We start from the raw sequence: 24,808 nt of genomic DNA, 5'->3' as shown, positions 1-24,808 counted from the left end.
ATGTCCAGTCCCCCCATCCCCGCCGCCCCTCGGCTCCGAGACCTCTCCGAGGCGCAGTTCCACGATCGATACGGGTGCGACCGGTTCAGCGCGACCGTGATCGCCAACCGGCTGCGCTACGCGGTCGAGCACATGTCCACCGGTTTCATGCGCGAGGCGTTCTCGCCCATCATCCGCGACTGGTACGACTTCGCCTGCACCATCAGCGGTCCCGCCGGCAAAGGCTATCCGATGGCCGTGGTCAGCAACAGCCTGGTCGTCTTCCTCGGCACCATGGGCGACGCCGTCCGAAACGCCGTGGAGGAGTACGGGTCCGAGAACCTGCGTCCCGGTGACGTGCTGATCTGCAACGACCCCTATCGCGGTGGCAGGCATGTCAACGATGTGGCGTTCACCCGTCCGGTGTTCGTCGACGGTGAGATCGTTTCCTTCGTCACCATGTGCGCGCATCAGCTCGACATGGGCGGCACGGTGCCCGGTGGTTTCTCGGCAACCAAGAGCAACGTCTTCGAGAACGGGCTGGTGATCCCGCCCATGCTGCTGTGGTCGCAGGACGAACCGGTGCGCTCCACGTTCAGCCTGATCTTCGACAACACCCGGTGGGGCGGCATGTTGCTGCCCGACTTCAAGAGCATCTTCCAGCAGTTGAAGCTGGGGGAGCGACTGGTACTGGAGAACATCGATCGGTACGGCCTCGCCGCGTACCTCGGCACGCTCGACTATGCCTGTGACACCTCCGCCGAACGGATGCGCGATGCGATCGCGCTGATACCCGACGGCGACTACGAGGGTTCGGCGCTGATCGACGCCGACGGTCTCGACGACACGATCGACTACACCGTGCGGGTGCTCGTGCGCAAACGCGGCGAGAACATGGAGATCGACCTGTCCGGCACCTCGCCCCAGGCGCGGACCTGCATCAACTGTGGTGTGCTCGACGCCAAAACCGCTGTGGGAGTGGCCCTCACGATGCTGCTGGATCCGAAGGTGCCGTTCACCTCGGGCACCTGGCGCAACGTCGACATCGCGGTGCCGCCCGGCACCATCGTCTCCATCTCTTCCGCCGGACGGCGGGATCATGATGTTCTGGGAGGCTTCCGGCGCCGTCGCGTCGGCGATCTTCGACGCGCTCAATCCCGTACTGGGCCGGTACGGCGTGGGTGGCGACTACGGCTCGACCAATACGCACAACGCGTCGGGACTGCGGGCCGACGGCACCGCGTGGACCTCGGCCACCCAATGCGGCGGCGAGCACGGCCCCTGGGGCGCCACTCACGTCGGCGACGGCGACAGCTACACGGTTCTGTTCACGCTCAACAACCTCGATCCCGCGACCGAGACGATCGAACGCGATTCGCCCGTGGTGCTGTTGCGCAAGGAACACGCCATCGACACCGGCGGTGCGGGAACGTTCCGCGGCGGCGCGGCCAATCTCAAGGACGCGCTGTGGCTCACCGCCGGAGCGCACTACCTGTCGCCGTTCCGCACCAAACAGCCGTCCGGTGTGGGCGCGAACGGCGGACAGGCCGGGCCAACCGGAGCGATGTGGCTGTTCCCGCCACGTGACGACGCGACCCCGGGAATTCTGGGCACCGGCACACAGGTCTACGCCGACAGCGTTCCCGTCGCCGGCGTGCTCGATCCCGAGACCAAGGCGCTGGACCCGATCGACGGCCGGTACCACTACTTCGCCGCCGAACAGGTGTGGGCCACCGAGCCGAACACCATCCTGCGTTGCCTCACCAATGGCGGTGGGGGCTGGGGCGATCCGTTGCGTCGCGATCCCGAGCGGGTGCTCGCCGACGTTCGCAACGAGTACGTGAGCATCGCGGGCGCAGCGCGCGACTACGGCGTGGTCGTTCATGGCGACCCGCGTCTGGATCCCGAGGGACTGCGCATCGATCGCGAGGCGACGGCGCGTCTGCGCGACGCCCGTCGGTCCGATCGCCCGCAAGAGACAGGAGACAACTGATGAAGGGGATCGTGTTCCCGGGAGACGGGACGACGGTGCTGAAGGACTTCCCCGAGCCCGAACCGGGATCCGGCGAGGTCGTGGTGAAGGTCCGCGCCTCGGGGATGTGTGGCTCGGATCTGCACTTCTACCACGGCGCTTTCGATTTCGACCACTCGGTGATCCAGGGTCACGAACCGTGTGGCGAGGTGTACGCGCTCGGCGACGGCGTCGACCCGGCCCGGTTCGCCGTCGGCGACCGCGTGATGATCCACCACTACTTCGGCTGCGGCACCTGCCGCCGCTGTCGCGCGGGCTGGCCGCAGATGTGTGAGACCGCGCCGGGTAAGACCATGGCGGTTCATGTCGACGGTGGTCACGCGCCGTTCGCCCTGGTGCCGGCCTCGGCGCTGCTGCCGATGCCGGAGGGACTGTCGTTCGAGGCAGGCGCAGCCATCGGGTGCGGCACCGGGACGGCGTGGGGCGCGATCAAGCGGCTCGGCGGTGTCTCGGATACGACCACGGTGGTGATCGGACAGGGCCCCGTGGGGCTTTCGGCGACGATGTTCGCGGCATCGATGGGCGCCCGGGTGATCGCAGTCGATGTCGACGACCGCAGGCTGGCCGAGAGTCGCCGGTTCGGTGCCGATCTGGTGGTGAACTCTCGCCAGCGGGACGTCGCGGAGGCGGTCGCCGAGTACACCGGCGGGCGGATGGCCGATGTCGTCATGGAGACCTCGGGGCGCGCCGGTGACGACGCGCTCGCTGTCCTCGGCACCTTCGGCCGGGCCGTGTTCATCGGCCTGCCCGGTCACGTCCAGTTCACGACCCAGGCGGTCTACAAGAAGCAATGGACGCTGATGACGTCCTGGACCATGTCTTCGATCGAGCAGGCACGATGCGCAGATTACGTTGTCGCGCACAACCTCCCGGTCGATGACCTGTACTCGCACACCTGGACCATCGAGCAGGCCGACGAGGCGTACCGATGGTTCGACAAGCAGGACGCGGGCAAGGGCGTCTTTCTGTTCGGCTGACCGACGCCCCTTTGCTGATCCGGAGAGAACCATGACCACTACTGCAACCCATCCCGTGCCCGAGTTCGTCGGCAACGCCCAGCGCAACCTGATCGGTGGGCGCTGGGTGCCCGCCGCGTCCGGCGAGACCATCGACGTCGTGAATCCGGCCACCGGCGGCACCCTCGGCACCATCGCCGCGAGCGGCGCCGCCGACGTGGACGCCGCCGTCGCGGCCGCGCGCGCGGCCTTCGAAGGCCCTTGGAGCCGCTGGACTCCGCACCAGCGTCGCTCGCTGATCCTGCGCGTCCACGATCTGGTCCTCGACAATTTCGAGGAACTCGCCACCATCGAGACCCTCGACATGGGCGCCCCGCTGGCCCGTACCCGGGGACTGCGGGAGTGGACCTCGCAGGTGCTGCAATTCTTCGCCTCGCAGGTCGACGCGGGCACGGCCACCACGCCGCCGAACTCGCTGCCCGGCGACTTCGTGACCCTGCGCTATCGCGAGCCCGTCGGCGTGGTCGGCGGGATCATCCCCTGGAACGGCCCGCTCATCGGCCTGTGGTGGATCTTCGGCCCGGCGCTGGCGACCGGTTGCACTGCCGTCCTCAAACCAGCCGAAGACGCATCGCTGTCGGTGCTGCGAGTGGCCGAGTTGCTCACCGAAGCCGGGGCGCCCGACGGCGTCGTCAACGTGGTCACCGGGTTCGGCAGAGATGCCGGCGCCGCGCTCGCCGAGCACCCCGGCGTCGACCGGATCGCGTTCACCGGCTCGGTCGGTACCGCGCGGACGATCGTGCGCGCCTCGGCCGGAAACATCAAACGGCTCCAGCTCGAACTCGGCGGCAAATCACCCGACATCGTCTTCGCCGACGCCGACTTGGACAAGGCAGTCCCCGGCGCGGCGATGGGCGTGTACACCAACAGCGGTCAGGTCTGTGTGGCCGGCACGCGGATCTTCGTCCAGCGCTCGATCCACGACGAATTCGTCTCGCGCATGGCGGAATTCACCAAGACGATTCGGGTGGGCGACGGTCTCGACCCGAACAGCCAGCTCGGCCCGCTGATCTCGCGACGTCAACTCGAACGGGTGCTGAACTACATCGACATCGGGAACAAGGAGGCCGAACTGGTCAGTGGCGGCAGGAGGCTGGACGGCGACCGGGCTTCAGGATTCTTCGTCGAACCCACGGTGTTCGCCTCCGCCACCAACGAGATGACCATCGCACAGGAGGAGATCTTCGGCCCCGTGGCGACGGTGATCCCGTTCGACGACGCGGACGAGGCACTGCGCCTGGCCAACGCGACCCCCTACGGCTTGGCGGGTGGTGTCTGGACCAGAGATCTCGGTACCGCGCACAGGGTGTCGCGGGGTCTCACCGCGGGCACCGTCTGGGTCAACTGCTACGGCGTACTCGACCCGTCGGTGGGCTTCGGCGGAACGAAGATGAGCGGCTACGGCTGGAAGGGCGGCCGCGAGCACGTGGAGAGCTACCTCTACCCGAAGGCGGTCTATATGAATCTGGGCTGAGGCGCAGAGCGGCTATCTTGTCTTCACCATGACCGGGCCGTCGGAGACGATGGTTCCGGTGTCGACCGTGGGCAGTGCGGAGGGGACCAGGCTGCCGTCGTCACGGACGTCATAGATGTGCACCTTGGTGGTGATTCCGGTGGTGAGGACATCGGCGGCATAGAGATGCTTCTGATCGTCGCTGAGCACGACCCAGCCGGGGCCCGAACCGAGCGGAGTGCTGTACGGGGAGCCGGGTAGGGGCGACAACGCACCGTCGGCACCGATGGCGAAACCGTTGACCTTGCCCGCGGCGACCGACGGGATGTAGACGCGGCGCCCGTCGGCGCTGACCTCGGCATTGTGCGGCATCGCCGGGACCGCGTAGGGCGAGCCAGGAGTGGGTGTGAGCCGGCCGTCTGCGCCGATCGCGTATCCCGAGACCGCGCCGCCCTGTTCGTGGCTGATGTAGACGAATCGTCCGTCCGGTGTGTACCCGGGATTGACCGGCAGCAGGCCGACCTGTGTCGAATCGCCGAGTGCGGCCAGGGACCCGTCGGCGTGAATGGCGAAACCGGCGACGTTGCCGTCGATCGCGCTCGCGAATCGCAGGAATCGCCCGTCGGGGTCGATGGTCACCATGGGCAGCATGCCCGCGCCCGCGCCGGGCACGGGGATCGAGCCGGCCGGTGTCAACGCACCGGCGGCCGATACCGCGAACGCGTCGATGCGACCGGGGAACCCACCGACCCCGACGAACAACCACTTGCCGTCCGGGGTGATCGCCGAGGTGATGGGCAGTCCGCCGTCGATCACCGCCTCGCCGCCCGCCACCGGCCGTAGCGCGCCCTGGTCGTCGACGTGATAGCCGGTGACCTTCTGGGAGGCCGCCTGCGTGGCATAGACGGTCCGGCCCTCGGGCGCGAGCGCCACCGAGAACAGGCCGAGATCCACATCGAACGGAGTGCCGGCGACCTTGGTCAGCGAACCGTCGGCGTTCATCCGCAGTACCGCGATACTGCCACTCGCGGTGCCGCCGACCAGCATGAACTGCGGCGACAGGGCGGCGGCGGCCTGCGGTGCGGGGGAGAGTGTCCAGCTCGCCGAGCTGAGCAGGACCGTGGCGACCGCGACGGCCGCCTTGTGGAATCCACGGCGGCTGAAACCGGATCGGCGGGAGGGAGATGTCGTCATCGACGTACCTTTCGCAAACAGAGCATCGGCGCTCCTTGTTCTTCCGCCCCTGGCCGCTCCGTATTCGGCAGCCGCTGCGATGCGGGGCGAAGTGAGCTAGACGGTAGGCAATCTCCGGTTCCGGAACTGTCCAGATATTCGGACACGATCACGGGATGTCCGGTCTGAAAGGGCAATGGTGCCAATCGATTCGACACGCAGCTTGTCGGCGCCACCGCGCCGCTTCTTCGACTGATCCGGAAAGTGTCCGAGTCACGGGCAGTCGTGCCGTGGACCGCGCCCCATGATCCCTTCATGGCCTCTGATTCCAAGACGACAGGTGGGGCGTTGGGCACCGACCACACCCGAGGTGGCGAGGAGGTCCTGCGCCGATTCGCGATCGGCTCCGACGGAGCGCTCGACCTCGACGAGTCGACGATCATCTACCTCGCCGCTGATTTACGCGCGCGGGCCACGTGGATTCGGAAAGATCAGGCTGACAGAAAGGCCGCCGCGAGATCGGCGGATACGGCGGAACCGAGCGTGAAGGTGTCCTCAGGAATCGGTGGGAAGACCGAGGGCGTCGGTGGTCTCCGCAGCGGACGTTGCGAGCAGGTGTTCGACGAGAAGCTCGGTGGAGGGACCGAGTTCGCGGCCTCGCGGCGTGGCCAGGTGGATCCGGCGCTCGGCCCACGGCTCATCGAGATCGAGGACGGCCACCCGGCCGGACCACTCGTGCCCGACCAGGCATTCGGGCTGCACGGTGACGCCGAGGCCGGCGTGCACCAGACTGATCGCCGTGCCGCCGCTGCGCAGGACGTGCGTGGGCTTGTACTCCTCGCCGGCCCGCTGGGCGGAGGCACGCAGCGCGGCGACGAGCGCCTGCGGCGCGATGAGGTTCTCCGGCAGCAGGTCCAGGATGGTGACCGCGCCCCGCTCGGCGAGGTGGTGGCCGCGCGGGGTGACCACGACCAGCCGGTCACGGCGGTACGGGGTGACATCGACACCGTCGAGGTCGAGGCCGTAGGCGGAGGCGAAGACGCCGAGATCGGCTTCGCCGCGGGCGATCTCCTTCACGATGTCGGAGTTCTCCACCTCGTGCACGATCAGGTCCACCAGCGGGAACTCCCGGCTGAACTCGCCGAGCTCGTGGGCGAGGAACGGCACGATCACCGAGCGGGCCGACACGACCCGTAGCTCGCCCCGCACGCCCTCGGTGAGCGAGGCGAACTCCGATCGCATGTCGTCGAGGCTGTCGAAGATCCTGCGGGCGTGGCGGGCCAGGATCGTGCCGGCGGCGCTGGGTACCACGCCCTTCGGGGTCCGGACGAGCAGTTCGACCCCGGCGATGTTCTCCAGCACTTGGATTCGTTTGGTGGCGGTGGACGCGGCGATGTTCTCGCGGATCGCGGCCAGCCCGATCTGCCGCTCTTCGATGGCCGAGAGGAACAGGCGCAGCGTGAACAGGTCGATCTGGCGGATCAGGTGCAGGCGGTTGAAAGCGGTCATCTCACCTTCGTGATCATGCAGCGGTCAGTGACCCTATCATATCGTAGTATATATTGTATATAACTAGGGCGCGTGTCTTCGCTGGTCAGGATCAGACGCGTTCGATCAATGCCACCTTCACGTGGTCGGGACGCTTCAGCGTTCCGTCGGGAACCAGGTCGACGATCGTTTTGACGTTGAGCGCCGAGCGCACCCGCTGTTCGATCGTGGTGCGCAGCTCGTCGCGCTGCTGCTCGCTCAGTTGCCGTCCGTACTCGACCACGAGCGGCAGCGGCTTCTGTGTGGAGTGACCCTCGAAGTTCGGCCGGATCCGCATCTCACCGGTCGTCGCGGGCGCGAGTTCCAGGACGAGTTCCTTGACCGCCGAGGGGAACAGGTTGATCCCCCGCACGATGAGCATGTCGTCGGTGCGGCCCACACAGCGCACCTTGTAACCGGTTCGGCCGCAGGCGCAGTCGGTGCCGGTGACCACCACGTGGTCGCGGGTGCGGAAACGCAGCAGGGGGGAGGCCTGCCTGCGCAGCGCGGTGTAGACGAGTTCGCCCTGCGCGCCGGCGACCGGATCGACCTGCTCGCCGGTCTCCGGGTCGATCAGCTCGGCGATCATCAGGTCGGGAGAGAGGAAGTGCATGCCTTCACCCGCCTCGCACTCGCCCCAATAGGTGCAGGCGATATCGGTGCCGCCCAGCATCTCCCGTGACGTAGCGCCCCACAGTGCTTCGAGCTTCCCGCGGACGGCGGGCAGGCCGCCGCCGGGCTCGCCGCCGACGCTGATCGAGCGCACACCCAGCTCGTCGGCGGCGCGGCCGACGATGCGCGGTGCCTGCTCGGCCAGGTGGGTCAAGAAGTACGGCGTGCCGATGAGCCCCTCGGGCCGCTGATCGGCCTGCACCCGCAGCAGCCGCTCTGCGCCGGCCTCGGCGCCGATGGGGATGTCGACCACACCCATGTACTGCAGGATCTGGATGATCGGCAGTCCGCCCACGAAACCCTTGCTCATGCCGAAGCCGTGCAGCACGCGATCGCCGGGCCGGAAACCATTGGCATAGAGGGCGCGTGCGCCCAGCTCGCACCAGGTGCGGATGTCGGGCTCGGTCAGTCCGACATATGACGGCGAGCCGGTCGTTCCCGAGGACGCCTGCACCTGGACGATATCGGCCCCGTCGGCCGCGACGTGTGCGCCCAGCGGCGGATGGGCGGCGAGACTGTCGCGCAGTTCCTGCTTCTCGGTGAACGGCAGCCCCGCAAGGTCGGCGGTCGTGGCGACCCGGCTCACGTCGACCCCCTGCTCGGCGAACTTGGCCTGGTAGAACGCGCTGTTCCCGGCCAGGTAGGCGAGCTGCTCGCGTAGTCGTTCGTCCTGCACGCGACGGGCGTCCTCGGCGGGCAGGGACTCGACCGCGCTCCAGTGCCGCGCCGAGAACGGAATATTCCTCATCATCACTCCTGAATGGCCGATTCGCCGTCGCCGGGATAAATTGACGGTCCGGCGGAATTCTGTTCCGACCATAGATCGGTGATTCCGGCGGTTCAATTCGCAATCGGTGAAACGGCACTTCACGATTCATCACTTGCTATCGGCCGCACCGTCGTGCAGCCTCGGAATATCGCCGGTAATCCCGTCGCGGGAATCCGGAATCGTGCGAGGTCATCGCAGTGTCCTTGCGCACCGCGCCCGACATCGGCATGCGGTCGTCGGGCCGACCGCCCCAGGCTCGGTACCTGCCATCCGCCGAATCGCGCGAAAAACAATCGCATCGCACAACGGAGTAAGAGAATGAATTCCAATTTTCTGGACGAGTCGCAGGCGGCCTGGCTCGACGTCGTGAACAAATTCATGGACGAGGAGATCACCGTCGAATACGTCCGGCACTGCGATGTGAACCGGGAGTACCCCTACGAGGCGTACGAGAAGATCGCCGCGCAGGGCTGGCTGGGCATCCTCATCGACGAAGCGGACGGCGGCTCGGGTGGCGACATCTTCGACTACTCGCTGATGGCCGAGGGCCTGGGCAAGTTCGGCTTCGACTTCGCCTGCTCCGTGCTGGTGCCCACCTTCACCGCGATGAACATCCTGAAGTACGGCACCGCCGAGCAGAAGGCGCGCTACGTCAAGCCGTTCATCGACGGTTCCCTCCGCTTCTCGGTGTCGATCTCCGAGCCCGACGCCGGTTCGGACGCGTCCAACACCAAGACCCGTGCCCGCCGCGACGAGAACGGCGACTGGGTCGTCTCCGGCCAGAAACTGTGGTGCTCGGGCGCCGCCGCCAAGGACACCGTCATCGCCATGCTCGTGCGCACCGACACCGAGGACAAGCACGGTGGCCTGTCGGTCCTGCTGATCCCCAACGACACTCCGGGCGTGGACATCCGCAAGCTGCCGACCCTGTCGCGGCACGCCACCGGCACCACCGAGATCTTCCTCGACGAGGTGCGGGTCCCCGCCGACGCGCTGCTCGGCGAGGTCGGCCAGGGCTGGAAGATCATCACCGACCACCTCGAGCTGGAGCGCTGCGCGGTGGCCGCCGCCTACGTGGGCAACGCCCAGCAAGCGGTGCACGCGGCCAACAAGTACGCCCACGAGCGCGTCCAGTTCGGCAAGCCGATCTACGAGTTCCAGGTGCTCAAGCACATGCTGGCCGAGAACCAGACGCGCGTGGACGCCGCCCGCCTGCTCTGCTACCGCGCCGCGAAGATGAAGGCCGCCGGCCTGCCCGCTCCGCGGGAGACCTCCATGGCCAAGCTGTACGGCTCGGAGACCCTCAAGCAGTGTGCCCTCGACGGCATGCAGATCCTCGGTGGCTACGCCAACCTGCCCGAGGCCGACATGGAGCGCTACCTGCGCGAGAGCGTGCAGTCCACCATCGGCGGCGGCACCTCGCAGATCCAGCGCACCATCATCGCCAAGTCGATGCGCCTGCCGTCCGGCGCGTAAGCCGCAGTCCCGCAGAAACTTCCAGGAGGAACACCGATGGCCACCATCAACAATCGCATCGATATGCCGCTCGACGAGATCGAGGTCGGCACCGTGTTCCGCTCCGGCGGGCGCACCATCACCGAAGCCGATGTGGTGAACTACTGCGCGCTGACCGGCAACTGGATCGAGATCCACTCCAACATCCACTACGCCGCGCGGACCCGCTTCGGCGAGCGCTTGGTGCAGGGCTCGCTGACCTACTCGCTGATGACCGGTCTGATCCAGTTCGGCCCGTCCATCCAGGCCAACTACGGCATCGACAACCTGCGCTATCTGAAGCCGGTGCTCATCAACGACACCATCTACGTCACCGCCGAGGTGACCGGCAAGAAGGACAAGGACGACAAGTTCGGCGTCGTCACCTTCCTGATGAAGGCGCTCAACCAGCACGGTGACGTGGTCCAGCGCAGCGAGTGGAGCCTGCTCATGCTGCGTAAGCGCTCCGATCTCGACGCCCTCGTCGGCGCTTCGCTGCCGACCGAAAACGTGCGGGGCTGAGTCCATGACCGCCCAACCTGTCGCCGCGATCGTGGGCATGGGCGATGCCTATGCCACCCGCGCCGACCGCAAGGACCCGCTGCAACTGGCGGCCGAGGCCACCGTCGCCGCGCTGGCCGACGCGGGCATCACCAAGCACCAGGTGGACGCCCTGTTCACCGGTCGCTCGCCGTGGGCCGACAAGCGGTCGCAGTGGAGCAACATCTTCGCCTCCCACATGCAAATGCCCCTGACGTTCACCAGTGAGCTGACCCTGCACGGCGCCGGCCTCACCGCCACGCTCGCGCAGGCCGCGCAGATGATCGCCGCGGGCAAAGCCGAGTACGTGCTCTGCCTGCAGAGCGACGCGACGGAGTTGTTCGTCGACGCCGTGGCCATGGGCGCCGAGGCCGACGCGGATCCGCAGTACGAAGTGATCTACGGACCCACGATCCCGTCCCTCTACGCCCAGGCCGCGCGCCGGTACTTCCATGAATTCGGCATCACCGAAACCGATCTCGCCGAAGTCGCCGTCGCCAACCAGCGCTGGGGCGCGCACCACCCGCACGCGGCCAAGGCACGCCACGGCGAGATCGATGTCGCCACGGTGCTCGCCTCCCCGTATGTCGCCACCCCGCTGCGCCGGTGGATGTGTTCCACCTGGGGCGGCGGCACCGGTGGCGCCCTCGTCGTCACCGCGCCCGACAACGTGCGCCCGCACCAGAGTCCGGTCTACCTGCACGGCTACGGCTCGGCCACCACACACGAGTACCTGACCGACCGGATGAACATGCGCCAGTGCAAGTTCCCCGGCTTCGGCACCCTGCCCAACCTGACCCACACCGCGACCATCGAGGCCGCACGCCAGGCCTACGCCATGGCCGACCTCGGCCCGTCCGACATCGACATGGTGCAACTGTCGGTCAACTTCGCCCACATGGGCCCGATCCTCCTGGAGGACCTGGGCTTCGCGAAGAAGGGCCACGGCATCGACGTCTACCGCGAAGGCCGCACCGGCATCGACGGTGACCTGCCCACCGATACCAATGGTGGCTGGCTGTCCTTCGGCCAGCCCGGCATCTCCTGCAACATGGACACCCTCGTCGAGGCCGTGCGCCAGCTGCGGGGCACGGCACACGGACTGGCGCCTGCCGTGCGGCCGGAAACCGCGCTGGTCCAGGGCGCGGGCGGCATGCTCGCGGCGGGCAGCGTCCTCGTACTGGCCGCGACGGCCTGAGCGGATCGGAGACATCATGAGCGAGACCACCGCACCCAACGAGTGGCCGCAGCCGTACGAGCTGCTCGACGCCGCACCCTACTGGGCGGCACTCGACGATCAGCGCCTGACCTTCCAGCGTTGCGCCGACTGCACCGAGCCCGTGTGGCCTGCGCACTCGTACTGCCCGTACTGCAGCTCGGACCGGCTGGCCTGGGAGCAGTCCAGCGGCAACGGCACCCTCTACTCGTTCAGTACGGTCATGCGCGGCCCCACGCCCGTGTGGGCCTCGATCACTCCCTACACCGTGGGATTCGTCGAGATGGCCGAGGGCTACATGCTCTTCGGCCAGATCGAGGGCGATCCGGAATCCCTCACCATCGACGCACCCGTCACCGTCCGGTTCGTCGAACGCGGCGCGCAGACGGTTCCCGTCTTCACCACCGCGACCACCAGGTAGAGGTGCACGATGACAGAAGACTATCGGTCAGGAGCGGGCGATGCAGAATGAACTCCCCCTGGCGGGGATCGTGGTGGTGGAGCTGGGCGACAGCGCCTCGGCGCCGTTCGCCGGCAAGATCCTGGCAGAACTCGGCGCCGAGGTCTGGAAGGTCGAACGGCCGACCGGTGACTCCGCGCGCGGCTGGGGACCGAGCATGTGGAAGGGCAGCGGCGCCGCCTTCCATGCGCTCAACCGGGGCAAACGGTGCATCAGCATCGACATCAAGGACCGCGACCAGCTCGCCGAACTGCACCGGCTCATCGCCGAGCGCGCCGATGTCTTCCTGCACAATCTGCGTCCCGGCTCGGCCGCGAAGTACGGGCTCGACGCCGAGAGCCTGCGGGTGACCAAACCCGAGCTCGTGCACTGCGCGGTCGGCGCGTTCGGGCACACCGGGCCGATGAACACCCTGCCCGGTTACGACCCGCTCATGCAGGCCTTCTCCGGGATCATGAGCATCACCGGCGAACCCGACCGACCGCCGGTGCGCGCCGGTGTCTCGATCATCGACTTCGGCACCGGCATGTGGGCCGCCATCGGAATCCTCGCCGCGCTGTACCGGCGGCAGTCCAAGCTGGACGGCGCAGCGGTCGACGCGTCGCTGCTCGAGACCGCCATCGCCTGGATGTCGATCGGCGTGGCCGGCTACAACACCGACGGCGCGCCCGGCGAACGGCGCGGATCGGGCGTGGCGTTCATCGTCCCGCACCGGGCATTCTCTGCCGCCGACGGCGATCTCATCGTGAGCTGCGGCAACGACGGGTTGTTCGCGCGCTTGAGTGCGGCACTGGACCGGCCGGAATGGGCCACCGACGAACGCTTCGCGACCAACCAGGCGCGGCTGGTGAACCGTGCCGAGATCGATCGCCTGATCGGAGAGCGGCTGGCAGGCGACACGCGCGAGTTCTGGCAGAACCGCTTGCGGGACTTCGGGGTTCCGTTCGCGCCGGTGCAGACCACCGCCGAGATGATCGCCCACGAGCAGACCAGCGCACTGGGTATCATCGGCGCACCCAGTGCCGACGAGATCGGGGTCGTCGGGCTGCCGCTGTCCTTCGACGGCAAGCGGCCGCCGCCGTTGGCCGCCGCCGAGGACATCGGCGCGAGTAACGGATCGCTGGCCCGATGAGCGGCCCGCTGTCGGGGGTGCGGGTGCTGGAGCTGGGCGGGGTCGGGCCGACCCCCTTCGCCGCCATGCTGCTGGCCGACCTCGGCGCCGACGTCCTGCGCCTGGACCGGCCACCCGGCTACGACGGCGGCGCCCCGGTCGACGCTCGCTTCGATCTGCTCAACCGGGGCAGGCGCAGCGCGGTGTTCGACCTGAAGAAGCCCTCGGCGGTCGCCGCGGTCCTGGCCCTGGCGCGCAGCGCCGACATCCTCATCGAGGGGTTCCGGCCCGGTGTCGCGGAGAAGCTGGGCGTGGGACCCGACGACTGTCTGGCGGTCAACCCGGCACTGGTCTACGGCCGGATGACCGGCTGGGGCCAGCACGGCCCACTGGCGTCGGCCCCCGGCCACGACATCAACTACATCTCACTCACCGGCGTCCTGCACTCGGTCGGCCGGGCCGGAGAACCGCCGGTCATCCCGCTGAATCTAGCGGGCGATTTCGGCGGTGGTTCGCTGTATCTGGCGTTCGGCGTCGTCTCGGCCCTGCTGGAGAGCCGCACCTCGGGACGCGGCCAGGTTGTCGACGCGGCGATGGTCGACGGTTCGGCCTCGCTCATGACCCTGTTCTACGGGCTGCTCGCCGCCGGCTCCTGGCACGACGAACGCGGCGTGAACCGCCTGGACTCGGGCGCGCCCTGGTACAACGTCTACGAGACCGCCGATGGCGGTTGGATCAGTGTGGGCGCCAATGAATCCCGGTTCTGGCGCAATCTGCTGGATGTGCTCGGCCTCGACGAGTCAGAACTTCCGGATCAGCACGACCGGAGCGGCTGGCCGCGGATGCGCGAGCGGCTGGTCGAGGTCTTCCGCACCAGGACCCGCGACGAATGGTGCGCCATGGCCGACGGCCGGGAGGCCTGCCTGTCCCCGGTCCTGTCGCTGACCGAGGCGCCCACGCACCCGCACTTGCGGGACCGCGGCACTTTCGTCGAGGTGTCCGGTGTCGTCCAGCCGGCTCCCGCCCCCCGGTTCAGCCGCACACCCGGCGCGATCCAGCGCCCACCCGCGCAGCCGGGCGAGCAGACCGACGAGGTGCTCGGCGACTGGGGATTCAGTGCCGATGCCATGGCCGAGCTGCGCGCCGACGGCGCGATCGCCTGAATACGAGCGAGGTCGTCGACGCGCCCCGATCCACCTGCATATTGCGGGAAATCGGAGGCCCGGCAGGACGAACGTAACCCCGGTCACGCCGGAAGCCGATCAGCGATCGGGAAAGACGCGCTTCGGTGCGAATGAAGTGGTGGCGGCCGTCCCCGACGTTGGTGTCCAAGAAGTTGGACACTGCTGTGCCCCACGTCTCTCTACTGTCGAATCCAGGTACGCGCCTCACGTGGATCCGCCGATGTCCGGAACCGCCTGCCCGATCTTTTCGCCGTGCCTGCGGCGAATTCTCGAAATCGAACCGAAGGAATCGTCATGGGAACACTCGACGGCAAAGTCGTCTTCATCACCGGAGCCGCACGCGGACAGGGCCGTTCGCACGCGGTGACCGCCGCGCGTGAGGGCGCCGACGTCGTCCTGTTCGACATCGCCGCACCGGTCCCCGGTATCAAGTACCCGCTGGCGACCGAAGACGATCTGGACAAGACCAGGAAACTCGTCGAGGAGCGGGGCCGCCGGGCGCTCACCGTGGTCGGTGACGTGCGCAGCCAGGACGACCTGGACTCGGCGGTGGCCCAGGCCGTGGACACCCTCGACGGTATCGACGGTGTCGTCGCCAACGCCGGTGTCTGGGACCTCGGTCCCGCGGGCTGGCAGACCGGTGAGCAAGAGTTCCAGGTTGTCGTCGACACCGTCCTCGGCGGCGTATTCCGCACGATCAAAGCGGTCGCGCCGCACTTCGTCGAACGCAGGGCCGGAGCCATCGTGGCGATCGCGTCGGTGGGTGGCCTCGAGGCAACGGCCGGCTACACCTCCTACATCGCCGCCAAGCACGGCGTGATCGGCCTGCTCAAGAACACCGCCTTGGAGCTCGGCCCGCACAACGTACGCGCCAACACGGTGTGCCCGGGCGCGATCGACACCAAGATCTGGGACAACTCCATGGGCCACAAGCTGTTCGTCGCGCCGGGTGAACCGGTCGACCGCAAGATCGCCCTCGACGCCATCTACGGCTATGCCCCTCTTGCGGGCCGCACCGCGCTGCCGTCACAGGCTGTGAGCAACGCGGTGGTCTTCCTGCTCTCGGACCTGGCCGAGCAGATCACCGGTGTCGCGCTGCCCGTCGACGCGGGCCACCTGCTCCTGCCGGGTGCCAACTTCGCGACGATCACGTCCGGCCCCGAGGCCGAGCGCCACCGCCCACCGGCTGTGTCGCCCGACGATCTGTAACCACACGCGGCCGCATATTGTCGCGATGGCCGACCCGGCGCACCGGACCGGCCATCGCATTCACGGTCACAGGTGTGCGGAGAAGAACGGCTCGATCCCGCACACGACGAGCAGCGGCTGGGTCAGCAGTCGCTCGGCCGGATGAAACGCGTCGAAGACGAATGCGGCGGCCGATCCGGAGGAGCGCAGGGTGCGTAACGGTCAGCCCTCGTGAATGATGATTCCGCGCAGATTACGGCCCGCCTTCATGTCCTCGAAGCCCTGATTGACGTCCTCGAGCGCGTAGCGGGTGGTGACGAGTTCTTCGAGTTTCAGGGTGCCCTGCTGGTACATCGCGAGCTGGGCGGGGATGTCGGCGGTCGGCGCGCAGGCGCCGAAAAGCGAGCCCTGCAACCGCTTCTGGAACAGGATGAGCTGGTGCAGGTCGATGTCGCCGTCCTTGACGAAGGTGTCGCCAAGGCCGACGGCGACGCAGGTGCCCGCCTTGCGCACCGCCTGCAGCGCCTGGCCGATGTGCTTGCCGGTGGTCACGCCGACGCTGACGATCGCCGAGTCCGCGCCTTGACCGTTGGTCATGGAGCGGGCGAGTTCCTCGGCCTCCTCGATGGACGAGACAGCATGGGTGGCACCGAGTTTCCGCGCCGACTCGCGCTTGAAAGCGACGGGGTCGACCGCGATCACCGCGCTCGCGCCCGCTTGGGCGGCGCCCTGGACCGCGTTGATCCCGATGCCGCCGACACCCATCACGATGGTGACGTCTCCCGGGCGCACCTGCGCGGAGTTGACGGCCGCGCCCCACCCGGTGCCGACACCGCAACCGGCGAGCACCGCGACGTCCAGGGGAATCGCGGGATCGATGCGGATGGCCGAGGACACCGACACGGTGACGTACTCGCAGAACGTGCCCAGCCCGGCGAGTTGCCCGACCGGCGCACCGCCCAGCGACAGCCGGAACGAGGTCGGGTCGTCGAAGCGGGCGCCGGTGGCCAGGAACGCGCCGAGGTCGCACAGGTTCTGTAACCCTTTCGCGCACCACCGGCAGCGGCCGCATACCGGCAGGAAGGAGAACACCACGTGATCGCCCTCGGCGAAGCCGGTCGTCCCTGGCCCGACCGCCTCCACGATGCCGGCGCCCTCGTGCCCGCCCGCGATGGGCAGAATGCCGGGAGTCTGGTCGCCGGTGGCGAAATGATCGTCGGAATGACACAGGCCGCTGGCCACCATCCTGACCCGGATTTCCCCGCGTCGCGGATCGTCGAGTTCCATTTCGACGATTTCGTAGATTCCCGGTGATTCGCGCAGCACCGCGCCCCGTGTCAACATCGATGACTCCCTCGGAGAATTCGCCCGGGCCAACCGGGTGACCCCTTGTGATACCTGATAAACGCATGCTCGCACCGGCTGCCGCAGCGGTCAATTCACGATTTTCGAACCCGGAATTCGGAAACATTCACTTGGTCCCGGTTGCGCGCGCCGATAGTCTCCGATTCGCCTGTGAAAGGTGTCACATTCATTGACGACTGCGGGCTAGTGGCCCGGAAGGTGAAGTTCCGGCCCGGCATTCCGGGACGAGCACTCGAATCGCCGTCACAACACGCAGCGGCCCGGTCGCGAGATCGGCCTTCGGCGACCACGCCGGTGCGGATCGGGCCATCCATCGGGTCTCGCCTGCAACCGATTTCGGTGGGCAGTGCTCGGGTGGGCCCGCCGAGCGCGGCCTGATTGCCGACGCTGACGAAGCAGTTGATGCCGATGCCACATTCCCATGCCGGCGACGCTCGCCGTGATCAGCGCCGGCTACTACACCAGGCCGAAGCAGGGCGGTTGCACGGCGTCGCAGTCGGTGCTCGACGCTCTGGCGCAGTTCGGCGGCAGGAATTTCACGACGGTCGATGCTCCACCCGCCGGACTGGAGCATCGACAGTCGGGTTCGGCAGGGCCGATCACTTTTCCGGCAGCGGTGAATTCACGGTAGACAGATACTGGATGACGGCGACAGTGGCGATGGGCGCCGTGACGAACAGCTGTCCGGCGATGGTGCCCAGCGCGCCGACAGCGACGATCCCGCCGAGGCAGCCGACCGCGGCGGCGGGAATGAACGGGCCGAAGAGGCCGGCGATCGTGGCCGCGGCGATCGTCGCGCCGGCGATTCCGCCGAGCACACAGCCCACGGCGCCGCCGCCGAGGCCGCCGATGAGGGTGCCGAGCGTGGCGCCCATGGTGATGGTGCTGGTCATGCGGCTCCAAGCGGCCTGTTCACGGTCGTACTCGTTCTTCCACGGCGCTTTGTCCTCGTACGGCAGGGCGACCGGTGCGTACACCGCGTGCTCGAGATCGAACCGGGGTGTCAAGGTGGCGGTGCGACCGGCGACCTCCGCGCTGATGGGAAATTCGAACTCGTCGACCCGGAATCGCAACGGCGTCGCGGCGAGGACGGTTCCGTCGGCGGCCTTGACTTCGAACATGTCGTTCTCCACCGCAAGCGAGCCCGCGTCGGTCTCGATGACACTCCGGTCGCCAACGGCATGCGCTGTGAAACCGACGGCGTCCGGGTTGTCCGGGGTGGCGCCGGCGGTTCCGGCGACGACGGCGAATGCGGCGGCCACAGTGGTGGCGACGACGGTGCTGATCCTCATCTGAACTTCCTTGTTCTTTCGGGGGGTGATGTTTCAGCGAACGGGCACGACGGCAGTCCGTTGCTGCTGTTTGAGCTCGACCTGGCCTTTCTCGCTCGAAGGATGTGATCGAGCACACTATGCTTTATATATTATGTTGTCAACCTCCGCGGGTGGGCTGGGTCACAGCGCTGGTAAGCGCTGCTCGGGGCATCGGCGAGCCGTCGGGGCCGATCGATCACATGGCGGCGATAGCGCTGGTCCGTTTCGACGAGGTAAGTGGGATACCGCACGAATGTCGGCTCGGCTTCGGTGCGGCCCCGTCGGGGGCGTGGGGAATCCTTGTGGGAGGGATTTTTCCTAGGCGCCGTCGCGCCCTGCCCCTGCTGCCCAAACGCTCATAGATTTGCCTTTGTAAGCGGTCGAGCACGGGAGAGGAAGATCATGGCAGGCAATATCGAAACGGTGGCGGTCAAGGGTTGGGCCTGGGACATCGCCACGGATATCTACTTCCCACCCGGTTTCGATGAGTCGAAGACGTATCCGACGATCGTCTCGGCCCATCCCACCGGTAGCTGTAAGGCGCAGACTTCGGGCAACGTCTACGGCAAGGCGCTGGCCGAGGCGGGCTTCGTGGTGGCCGCCTTCGATGCGAGCTTCCAGGGTGAAAGCGGTGGCGATCCGCGGTCGGTCGAGGATCCCGGTTTCCGGACCAGCGACTTCAGCTTTGTGATCGACTACCTCGTCACCCTGCCCTACGTCGACGCGGACAACATCGGTGTGCTCGCGATCTGCGGCGGAGCGGGTTACGCCGTGGCAGCCACCAAGATCGACCGCCGGATCAAGGCACTGGGCACCGTCGTCGGCAGCAACGTCGGCCGGCTGATGCGAGAGGGCTTCTCGGAGTACAACCCGATGGGGATGCTCGAGGCCATCGCCGCGCAGCGCACCGCGGAGGCTCGCGGACAGGCCCAGGTGATCAACGATCTGCTGCCTCCGTCGGTCGACGCGGCGAAGCAGGCGGGTATCACGGATGTCGACGTCGTCGAGGCCACGGAGTACTACAAAACCGATCGCGGTCAAGCCCCTGGTGGTAAGACCAGCTTCAACTTCGGTCGTCAGGCTGCCTTGGCCGACTGGGATGCGTACGACCGCGTCGAGGTCTTCCTGACCCAGCCGCTGTGCGTCGTGATCGGCGACAAGGTCGGCGCCTTCGGTTCGCAGCGGCTCAGCATGGAGCTGTACGGTCGAGCTGCGTCGAAGGACAAGCAACTCGTCGTGGTCGAGGGCGCGTCGCACTACGACCTGTACGACAAGCCGGGCCCGACCGGTGTCGCGCTGGAGAACCTGGTGCCGTTCTTCCGCAAGCACCTGAGCTGATCGGCTCGGAACACGGAGCGAGGCGCCGCGGGCTCGCTCATCACCGCCGCGAGTATCGCTTGCGAGCGGGTGGGCGGCTCGGTGTGCTTCCTGGCCGAAGCGGCGGTGCTTGTGCCGGCCCGGTAGACCGAACGAACGGTTTGTTCTGCGGTCGCGGGTGGTATCCGCTCCACGTATCGGTTCGACCGCGCGGTCGTGTCCTTCCGGTCGCCGATAAGCCGCTGCGGACACGCCGGGAGGTGAGTACACCCGCCATGGCAAGCACATCCGGCGTGCGAAGCTTCGAAGGCAGCTTGCCGCTGGAGTTGACCAGTTTCGTCGGTCGGCGCACCGAGGTGTCCGAGGTGCGGAATCTGCTGACGACGTCGCGGCTGGTGACGTTGACCGGAAGCGGGGGCGTCGGAAAGACGAGACTGGCCCTGCGCGCCGCCTCGAGTGCGCGGCGCGACTTCCGTGACGGGGTGTGGTCGGTCGAACTAGCCGACGTTTCCGATCCCGGGCTGCTGGTCGAAGTGGTGGCGGCGAGCCTGAATGTGCGGGACGATTCGGCGGAGGCGCTGCTCGAGACGCTTGTCCGGTCTCTGCGTTCGCGGGAACTGCTGCTGATACTGGACAACTGCGAGCAGCTGGTGGATGCGGTCGCCCAGCTGACCGAGACGTTCTTGCGCGCCTGTCCGGACCTGCGGATCCTGGTGACCAGCCGCGAGCCGCTGAATGCCGAGGGCGAGGCTGTGCTACGGGTGTCTCCGCTGACGGTTCCCGATCCGGACCGAGAACCGTCGCTGCGGGGGTTGCCGCGCTTCGACGCGGTGACGTTGTTCGCCGATCGCGCCGCCGCGGCGCTGCCCGGCTTCGAACTCGATGAGGACAACAAAACCGCGGTGGCCAGGATCTGTGCCCGGCTCGAGGGATTGCCGCTGGCGATCGAGTTGGCCGCGGCCCGGATACGCACGATGTCGCCGCAGCAGATCTTGCAACGGCTCGACGACCGCTACGCGTTTCTCACCCGGGGCAGCCGCACCGCACCGGCCCGGCAGCAGACGCTGCGCTGGTGTGTCGACTGGAGCTATGAGCTGTGCACCGCGGCGGAGCGGCGTTTCTGGGCGCGGCTGTCGGTGTTCGCGGGCACCTGCGAACTCGACGCCGCCGAGCGGGTATGCGGCTTCGACTTCGCGCCGCACGCCGTCTTGGACGTGCTGTCGTCCCTGGTGGACAAGTCGATCCTGATCCGCGAGGAATTCGACACCGTCGTGCGCTTCCGGATGCTCGAGACCTTGCGCGACTACGGCCGGGAGAAGCTGCAGGTGTCCGGTGAGGAGGAGAACCTGCGCCGCAGGCACCGCCAGTGGTACCGGCAACTGGCGCTGGACTGGGACGCGGAGTGGATCGGCGCACGCGCGCCGGACTGGGTCGCCCGGCTCGACCGCGAACAACCGAACATGCGTGAAGCGCTCGAATCGTTTCTCTCCGATGAGACCGGCGCGGCCGGAGACGGCGGGATGACCATGGCCGCGGCGATGTTCGATTTCTGGAACTTCCGCGGCATGTACGGGGAAGGCCGGTCCTGGCTGGACCGAGCCCTGGCCCACCCACTCGCCTCATCGATACCCGATCGCGTCAACGCTCTCCGTGCCGACAGCCAGTTGGCCGCTGCGCAAGGAGATTTCCAGGCGGCGACCGCTCTCTTGGAGGAGGGACGGGTGCTCGCCGAGCGATCGCCGAGCCCGTTGACCCTGGCGCGCATCGCTTACTCCGAGGGGGCCCTCGCACTCGCCCGGGGCGACGCCGCCCATGCGACTTCAGCCTTCGAGCGGTCGTTGCGGTCGCTCGGGCCGGGCAGCACCGAGAATCTGCGGCTCAACGCCCTGGCGTTGCTCGGCTGGGCATGTGAGCTGGGCGGCGACGTCGCCAAGGCAACGGATTGCTACCGGCAGATCCTCGCTGTGACGGAGACTTCCGGCGAACTACTCCATCGCGCGGCCGCATTGCGCGGTCTCGCCGTCGTCGCCTGGCAAGAAGGCGACCATCACCGCGCACGGGCATTGCTGGAGGACTCGCTACGCGTCAACCAGCGCCTGGGCAACCCCTTCGTGGCCGCCTTCGCCCTCGAGGCACTGGCGTGGACTGTCGACCCGAGCGACGCGGAGCGCGCGGCCGTTCTGCTGGGAGCCGCCGAGACCGCGTGGCCGGCCGGAAGCAGCGCCACGAGTGTCTTCCCGAACATGCTGCGCTTCCACCGCGAATGCGAACAGCGGACGCGGCGGATGCTCGGGGAACGCCGATTCGACGCGGCCCGTCGGCGGGGGTTGGCGATGGACATGGACGCCGCAGCGGCTTACGCACTGGGTGAACAGCCCGCTGTCCCGAGCTCCGCCTCGGGAGCCGCGGAACTGACCAAGCGCGAGCGGCAGGTCGCCGATCTCGTCTCCCGAGGTCTCACCAACAGGCAGATCGCCACCGCGCTGGTCATCTCCCAGCGAACCGCGCAAGGCCACGTCGAACACATCCTGACCAAACTCGGCTTCACCTCCCGCGCCCAGATCGCCGCCTGGGTCGTGGAGGACGCCAAGGGGGAGAGCTCTTGATCGCAGGCGTTCGCCACCACCCGGCCGGTGCCGCGGGATGAGCTTCTACTTCATGTGCGAGTCGAACCAATCCAGCATCACTTCGGGGCGCTCGCCGAAATAGTTGTATCCGCGGAAGCGCTGGTCGGTCCCTTCGATCCAGTGCAGTTTCTTGTCGCGGGCGGCGATGTTGTCGTAGATCGCCTGCACATCGGACGGATAAGTCAACGTGTCGTCCCGTACCTGCGCCACCAGCGTCGGCATACGCACCGACGCGGCCCGTGGAATCGGCGATTGCTCGTCGACGTGGAAGCCGGTGCGGGCGTGCAACGCCTGGTCGAACAGCTCGACGCCGTTGTCGATGCCTGCGCCTTCGACAATCGTGCGCTCGACGAACGCGCGAGCCGAGATGGGTTGCAACGCGATCATCGCCTTGATGTGGGTGAATTCGCCGGGATGCTTGTCGATCGCCACGAAGGTCGAATCCGCCCCCAGACACACGCTCAGCAATCCGGTGGTCATGTTCGCGGTGTCGGGCCGGGACTTCGCGTAGCGGATCGAGCCGATCACATCACGGTATTCGAGCAGGCCGATACCGACGGTGCGGCCGTGGCCGTCGGGGCTGAGGCCGTGATTGCGGATGTCGTAGCACAGGATGTTGTAACCGGCATCGTGCAGAGCCCTGTACTCGGGCAGGAAACTCACCTCGAACCCGCCGAAGTCCTGTAAACCGTCGAGGTGGCCCGCGTAGCCATAGCGGTTGCCCGGCAGGAAGTGATTGTGGATGATCAACCGGTCGGAGTCGGCGGGGATGAACCAGCCCTCCAACGTCAGGCCGTCCATCGCGGGGAAGAACACGTCCTCGTATGCCAACCCCACCTCGTCAGGACGCCGATATACGGGAGTCCGTTTGCCGTGGGCCCAGAGTTCGACCATCGGTTCGATGATCTTCTTCGGCGCCACGGCCCCTATGGCCTTCGTGGCGACATCGGTCAGTGCGTCCTTCGCCTTGGCCGTCGTGTCCGTCATGCCGGTACGCCTCCTTTGTCAGTCGGATCTGTCTCCCCATGAGACCTACCCGGCGACGGGCATCTGAAGCGGATTCAGCGCACAAAATTGAAAAGGTTACGTATCAAGCATTATGCATAATGTTTACGAAGGGCCACTTCGCGGAGTTGTCGCGGTAGCTCGGGTCCGGTGGGCGGTTCGCGGCGGACCCGCTTCGGAGCGGCAGCGCGGTGCCTACGGGCGATCAAAGCCGATCGCAGATACCACAGCCCGGAAGACTGGGTCGCGTCCAAGCCGATGATCTGGGCTATTCGTTTGAGCCGGTTGTCGACGGTGTTCGGATGCAGGTACAGCATCTGGGCGGTTCGTCTTCGATTCATACCGTTGGCGACGTGACACCGCAGGGTCTCGAGCAGTTCGGGCTCCTCGTCGAGGGGGTCGAGCAGGGCGCTGAGCCATTCGAGTCCAGGACCAGGACGCGTGAGCTGGTATTCCAGTGCCAGATCGGCGAAGCGGTGCAGCCCGTCTCGCAATCCGAGCCGGTGGACCAAGTCGAGCAGTTCATGGGCTTGGGCGGCGCAGGAGGGAATATCCGGCGTCGCCGCGCGGATGAGCGTCGCGGTGACCGGAACTCCGGCGATGCGGGCGATGGCGGCGATCCACTCGTCCAGTGTGCTGTCGCCGGCGAGTGCGGTGGGCAGCAGGATGGTGCCGCCGGTGGGCGAGAGGATCGACAGCGCGGCGCCCTGGGAACGGTGGGCGAGTTCGGCTCGGATGCGCCGGAGCGGACGTTCGGTCCGGACACGTGACTGGGCTGCGGCGCTGGCGGGACGGGGGACAGCGACGGCCAGGATCCAGTACTCGTCGGCGACCTCGATGCCGTTGTGGCGCGCCAATGTCGAGGTCGGCTGTCCCTCGAGCAGTGCGGAGGCAAGGGCGCGCGTGGCGGTGTGGTGCTGATGGGCCGCGGTGTGCAACTGCCGCGTGTAGCCGCGGGCGACGGCGGCGGTGACGGTGCCGAGCAACCCCAGCACCCGGTCCGTATCGACGGCGCCGAGCTGGCCGGCCTCGGTCGACGCCCGGTCGCCGGCCAGTTCGATGCCGAGCCGGACGCCATCGTGGACGACGCGCAGGATGGTGACGATCGGGATGTCCGCGCATGCCCACCGCGCAGCCTCCTCTTCGAGCCTGCGGAGCTGCTCGGGCTGTGCGGGCCCGTCGAGCAGGCAGATCGATACTTCGAGACAATCCCGCACGGCGGCCAGCAAGTATCCGCTGGCCTGCGCGGTGTCCTCCACCGCGGACACCGGATAATCGATGGTGAGACCGGCCTGTGCCGGATAGCCCTTCGGCAACTCTCGCTCCCTGTCCTCGTGGCGCTTCGCCGAATAACGAGTGCTCTCGAC

At 67.4% G+C, this 24,808-nt stretch carries 19 protein-coding genes and 1 pseudogene; 13 read left to right on the top strand and 7 right to left on the bottom strand.

The window, feature by feature from the left end; translation table 11 throughout:
• The 4 genes and pseudogenes from ACIHAX_RS30630 to ACIHAX_RS30615 all read left to right on the top strand — a co-directional run.
• Positions 1-993, top strand: a pseudogene (locus ACIHAX_RS30630) (hydantoinase B/oxoprolinase family protein); the annotation flags it as partial.
• Between the two features lie 85 nt (positions 994-1,078).
• Entirely contained in the window at positions 1,079-1,972 is an 894-nt protein-coding gene (locus ACIHAX_RS30625) for a hydantoinase B/oxoprolinase family protein (protein WP_397281082.1), read from the top strand.
• Positions 1,972-2,988: an alcohol dehydrogenase catalytic domain-containing protein gene (locus ACIHAX_RS30620; RefSeq protein ID WP_364437013.1), complete on the top strand. Its 1,017-nt coding sequence runs from the start codon at positions 1,972-1,974 to the stop codon at positions 2,986-2,988. Before ACIHAX_RS30625 ends, ACIHAX_RS30620 begins: the two co-directional genes overlap by 1 nt.
• Before the next feature lie 31 nt (positions 2,989-3,019).
• Positions 3,020-4,501, top strand: coding sequence for an aldehyde dehydrogenase family protein (locus ACIHAX_RS30615; RefSeq protein ID WP_397281080.1), 1,482 nt, complete (start codon positions 3,020-3,022; stop codon positions 4,499-4,501).
• Between the two features lie 12 nt (positions 4,502-4,513).
• On the opposite strand, the gene ACIHAX_RS30610 is transcribed toward ACIHAX_RS30615, so the two are convergent.
• The 3 genes from ACIHAX_RS30610 to ACIHAX_RS30600 form a co-directional block, all read right to left on the bottom strand.
• Entirely contained in the window at positions 4,514-5,674 is a 1,161-nt protein-coding gene (locus tag ACIHAX_RS30610; RefSeq protein WP_397281078.1) for a lactonase family protein, read from the bottom strand.
• A gap of 534 nt (positions 5,675-6,208) precedes the next feature.
• The gene (locus tag ACIHAX_RS30605) at positions 6,209-7,162 is read right to left on the bottom strand and encodes a LysR family transcriptional regulator (RefSeq protein WP_397281076.1); all 954 of its coding nucleotides are present in this window, start codon (positions 7,160-7,162) and stop codon (positions 6,209-6,211) included.
• 91 nt (positions 7,163-7,253) lie between these two features.
• Positions 7,254-8,600: a phenylacetate--CoA ligase family protein gene (locus tag ACIHAX_RS30600; protein ID WP_397281074.1), complete on the bottom strand. Its 1,347-nt coding sequence runs from the start codon at positions 8,598-8,600 to the stop codon at positions 7,254-7,256.
• Between the two features lie 339 nt (positions 8,601-8,939).
• On the opposite strand from ACIHAX_RS30600, the gene ACIHAX_RS30595 reads away from it, so the two are divergent.
• From ACIHAX_RS30595 to ACIHAX_RS30565, 7 genes are all read left to right on the top strand, one after another.
• Positions 8,940-10,097, top strand: a complete 1,158-nt coding sequence (locus ACIHAX_RS30595) for an acyl-CoA dehydrogenase family protein (RefSeq protein ID WP_397281071.1) — start codon at positions 8,940-8,942, stop codon at positions 10,095-10,097.
• Positions 10,098-10,133: 36 nt separating this feature from the next.
• Positions 10,134-10,637, top strand: a complete 504-nt coding sequence (locus tag ACIHAX_RS30590) for a MaoC/PaaZ C-terminal domain-containing protein (RefSeq protein ID WP_364437027.1) — start codon at positions 10,134-10,136, stop codon at positions 10,635-10,637.
• A gap of 4 nt (positions 10,638-10,641) precedes the next feature.
• A complete protein-coding gene (locus tag ACIHAX_RS30585; protein ID WP_397281068.1) occupies positions 10,642-11,853 on the top strand; it encodes a thiolase family protein in 1,212 nt (403 codons plus the stop codon).
• A gap of 16 nt (positions 11,854-11,869) precedes the next feature.
• On the top strand, positions 11,870-12,292 hold the full coding sequence (locus tag ACIHAX_RS30580) for a Zn-ribbon domain-containing OB-fold protein (protein ID WP_397281066.1): 423 nt from the start codon (positions 11,870-11,872) through the stop codon (positions 12,290-12,292).
• A gap of 40 nt (positions 12,293-12,332) precedes the next feature.
• Positions 12,333-13,463 (top strand): CaiB/BaiF CoA transferase family protein, encoded by a 1,131-nt coding sequence (locus tag ACIHAX_RS30575; RefSeq protein WP_397281064.1) that lies wholly within the window; start codon positions 12,333-12,335, stop codon positions 13,461-13,463.
• Complete coding sequence (locus ACIHAX_RS30570) at positions 13,460-14,605, top strand: CaiB/BaiF CoA transferase family protein (RefSeq protein WP_397281062.1); 1,146 nt, start codon at positions 13,460-13,462, stop codon at positions 14,603-14,605. Before ACIHAX_RS30575 ends, ACIHAX_RS30570 begins: the two co-directional genes overlap by 4 nt.
• Positions 14,606-14,920: 315 nt before the next feature.
• Positions 14,921-15,835: a mycofactocin-coupled SDR family oxidoreductase gene (locus tag ACIHAX_RS30565; RefSeq protein ID WP_397281060.1), complete on the top strand. Its 915-nt coding sequence runs from the start codon at positions 14,921-14,923 to the stop codon at positions 15,833-15,835.
• Between the two features lie 201 nt (positions 15,836-16,036).
• On the opposite strand, the gene ACIHAX_RS30560 is transcribed toward ACIHAX_RS30565, so the two are convergent.
• Both ACIHAX_RS30560 and ACIHAX_RS30555 read right to left on the bottom strand, forming a co-directional pair.
• Positions 16,037-17,158 carry an NDMA-dependent alcohol dehydrogenase gene (locus ACIHAX_RS30560; RefSeq protein ID WP_397281058.1) on the bottom strand — a complete coding sequence of 374 codons (1,122 nt, stop codon included), beginning with the start codon at positions 17,156-17,158 and terminating at the stop codon, positions 16,037-16,039.
• 620 nt (positions 17,159-17,778) lie between these two features.
• Entirely contained in the window at positions 17,779-18,471 is a 693-nt protein-coding gene (locus tag ACIHAX_RS30555) for a hypothetical protein (RefSeq protein WP_397281056.1), read from the bottom strand.
• A 423-nt stretch (positions 18,472-18,894) separates the two neighbouring features.
• Here ACIHAX_RS30555 and ACIHAX_RS30550 point away from each other — a divergent pair, with 423 nt between their 5' ends.
• On the top strand, positions 18,895-19,830 hold the full coding sequence (locus ACIHAX_RS30550; RefSeq protein ID WP_397281054.1) for an alpha/beta hydrolase: 936 nt from the start codon (positions 18,895-18,897) through the stop codon (positions 19,828-19,830).
• 254 nt (positions 19,831-20,084) lie between these two features.
• Positions 20,085-22,415 carry an ATP-binding protein gene (locus ACIHAX_RS30545; RefSeq protein ID WP_397281052.1) on the top strand — a complete coding sequence of 777 codons (2,331 nt, stop codon included), beginning with the start codon at positions 20,085-20,087 and terminating at the stop codon, positions 22,413-22,415.
• A gap of 45 nt (positions 22,416-22,460) precedes the next feature.
• Here the strand turns inward: ACIHAX_RS30545 and ACIHAX_RS30540 are convergent, their stop codons facing one another.
• Both ACIHAX_RS30540 and ACIHAX_RS30535 read right to left on the bottom strand, forming a co-directional pair.
• On the bottom strand, positions 22,461-23,330 hold the full coding sequence (locus ACIHAX_RS30540) for a S9 family peptidase (RefSeq protein ID WP_195043138.1): 870 nt from the start codon (positions 23,328-23,330) through the stop codon (positions 22,461-22,463).
• 203 nt (positions 23,331-23,533) lie between these two features.
• Entirely contained in the window at positions 23,534-24,757 is a 1,224-nt protein-coding gene (locus ACIHAX_RS30535; RefSeq protein ID WP_397281050.1) for a PucR family transcriptional regulator, read from the bottom strand.
• Positions 24,758-24,808: the final 51 nt, after the last annotated feature.

It is taken from the genome of Nocardia sp. NPDC051929 (assembly GCF_044548645.1).
Classification (GTDB): domain Bacteria; phylum Actinomycetota; class Actinomycetes; order Mycobacteriales; family Mycobacteriaceae; genus Nocardia; species Nocardia sichangensis.
The sequence above is the reverse complement of the archived record's forward strand: the minus strand, read 5'-3'. Positions and strand labels throughout refer to the sequence as shown.

Coding starts and splice junctions, on each gene's coding strand:
- ACIHAX_RS30625 (WP_397281082.1), top strand. CDS start 1,079: ATGATGTTCTGGGAGGCTTCCGGCGCCGTCGCGTCGGCGATCTTCGAC.
- ACIHAX_RS30620 (WP_364437013.1), top strand. CDS start 1,972: ATGAAGGGGATCGTGTTCCCGGGAGACGGGACGACGGTGCTGAAGGAC.
- ACIHAX_RS30615 (WP_397281080.1), top strand. CDS start 3,020: ATGACCACTACTGCAACCCATCCCGTGCCCGAGTTCGTCGGCAACGCC.
- ACIHAX_RS30610 (WP_397281078.1), bottom strand. CDS start 5,674: ATGACGACATCTCCCTCCCGCCGATCCGGTTTCAGCCGCCGTGGATTC.
- ACIHAX_RS30605 (WP_397281076.1), bottom strand. CDS start 7,162: ATGACCGCTTTCAACCGCCTGCACCTGATCCGCCAGATCGACCTGTTC.
- ACIHAX_RS30600 (WP_397281074.1), bottom strand. CDS start 8,600: ATGAGGAATATTCCGTTCTCGGCGCGGCACTGGAGCGCGGTCGAGTCC.
- ACIHAX_RS30595 (WP_397281071.1), top strand. CDS start 8,940: ATGAATTCCAATTTTCTGGACGAGTCGCAGGCGGCCTGGCTCGACGTC.
- ACIHAX_RS30590 (WP_364437027.1), top strand. CDS start 10,134: ATGGCCACCATCAACAATCGCATCGATATGCCGCTCGACGAGATCGAG.
- ACIHAX_RS30585 (WP_397281068.1), top strand. CDS start 10,642: ATGACCGCCCAACCTGTCGCCGCGATCGTGGGCATGGGCGATGCCTAT.
- ACIHAX_RS30580 (WP_397281066.1), top strand. CDS start 11,870: ATGAGCGAGACCACCGCACCCAACGAGTGGCCGCAGCCGTACGAGCTG.
- ACIHAX_RS30575 (WP_397281064.1), top strand. CDS start 12,333: ATGCAGAATGAACTCCCCCTGGCGGGGATCGTGGTGGTGGAGCTGGGC.
- ACIHAX_RS30570 (WP_397281062.1), top strand. CDS start 13,460: ATGAGCGGCCCGCTGTCGGGGGTGCGGGTGCTGGAGCTGGGCGGGGTC.
- ACIHAX_RS30565 (WP_397281060.1), top strand. CDS start 14,921: ATGGGAACACTCGACGGCAAAGTCGTCTTCATCACCGGAGCCGCACGC.
- ACIHAX_RS30560 (WP_397281058.1), bottom strand. CDS start 17,158: ATGTTGACACGGGGCGCGGTGCTGCGCGAATCACCGGGAATCTACGAA.
- ACIHAX_RS30555 (WP_397281056.1), bottom strand. CDS start 18,471: ATGAGGATCAGCACCGTCGTCGCCACCACTGTGGCCGCCGCATTCGCC.
- ACIHAX_RS30550 (WP_397281054.1), top strand. CDS start 18,895: ATGGCAGGCAATATCGAAACGGTGGCGGTCAAGGGTTGGGCCTGGGAC.
- ACIHAX_RS30545 (WP_397281052.1), top strand. CDS start 20,085: ATGGCAAGCACATCCGGCGTGCGAAGCTTCGAAGGCAGCTTGCCGCTG.
- ACIHAX_RS30540 (WP_195043138.1), bottom strand. CDS start 23,330: ATGGTCGAACTCTGGGCCCACGGCAAACGGACTCCCGTATATCGGCGT.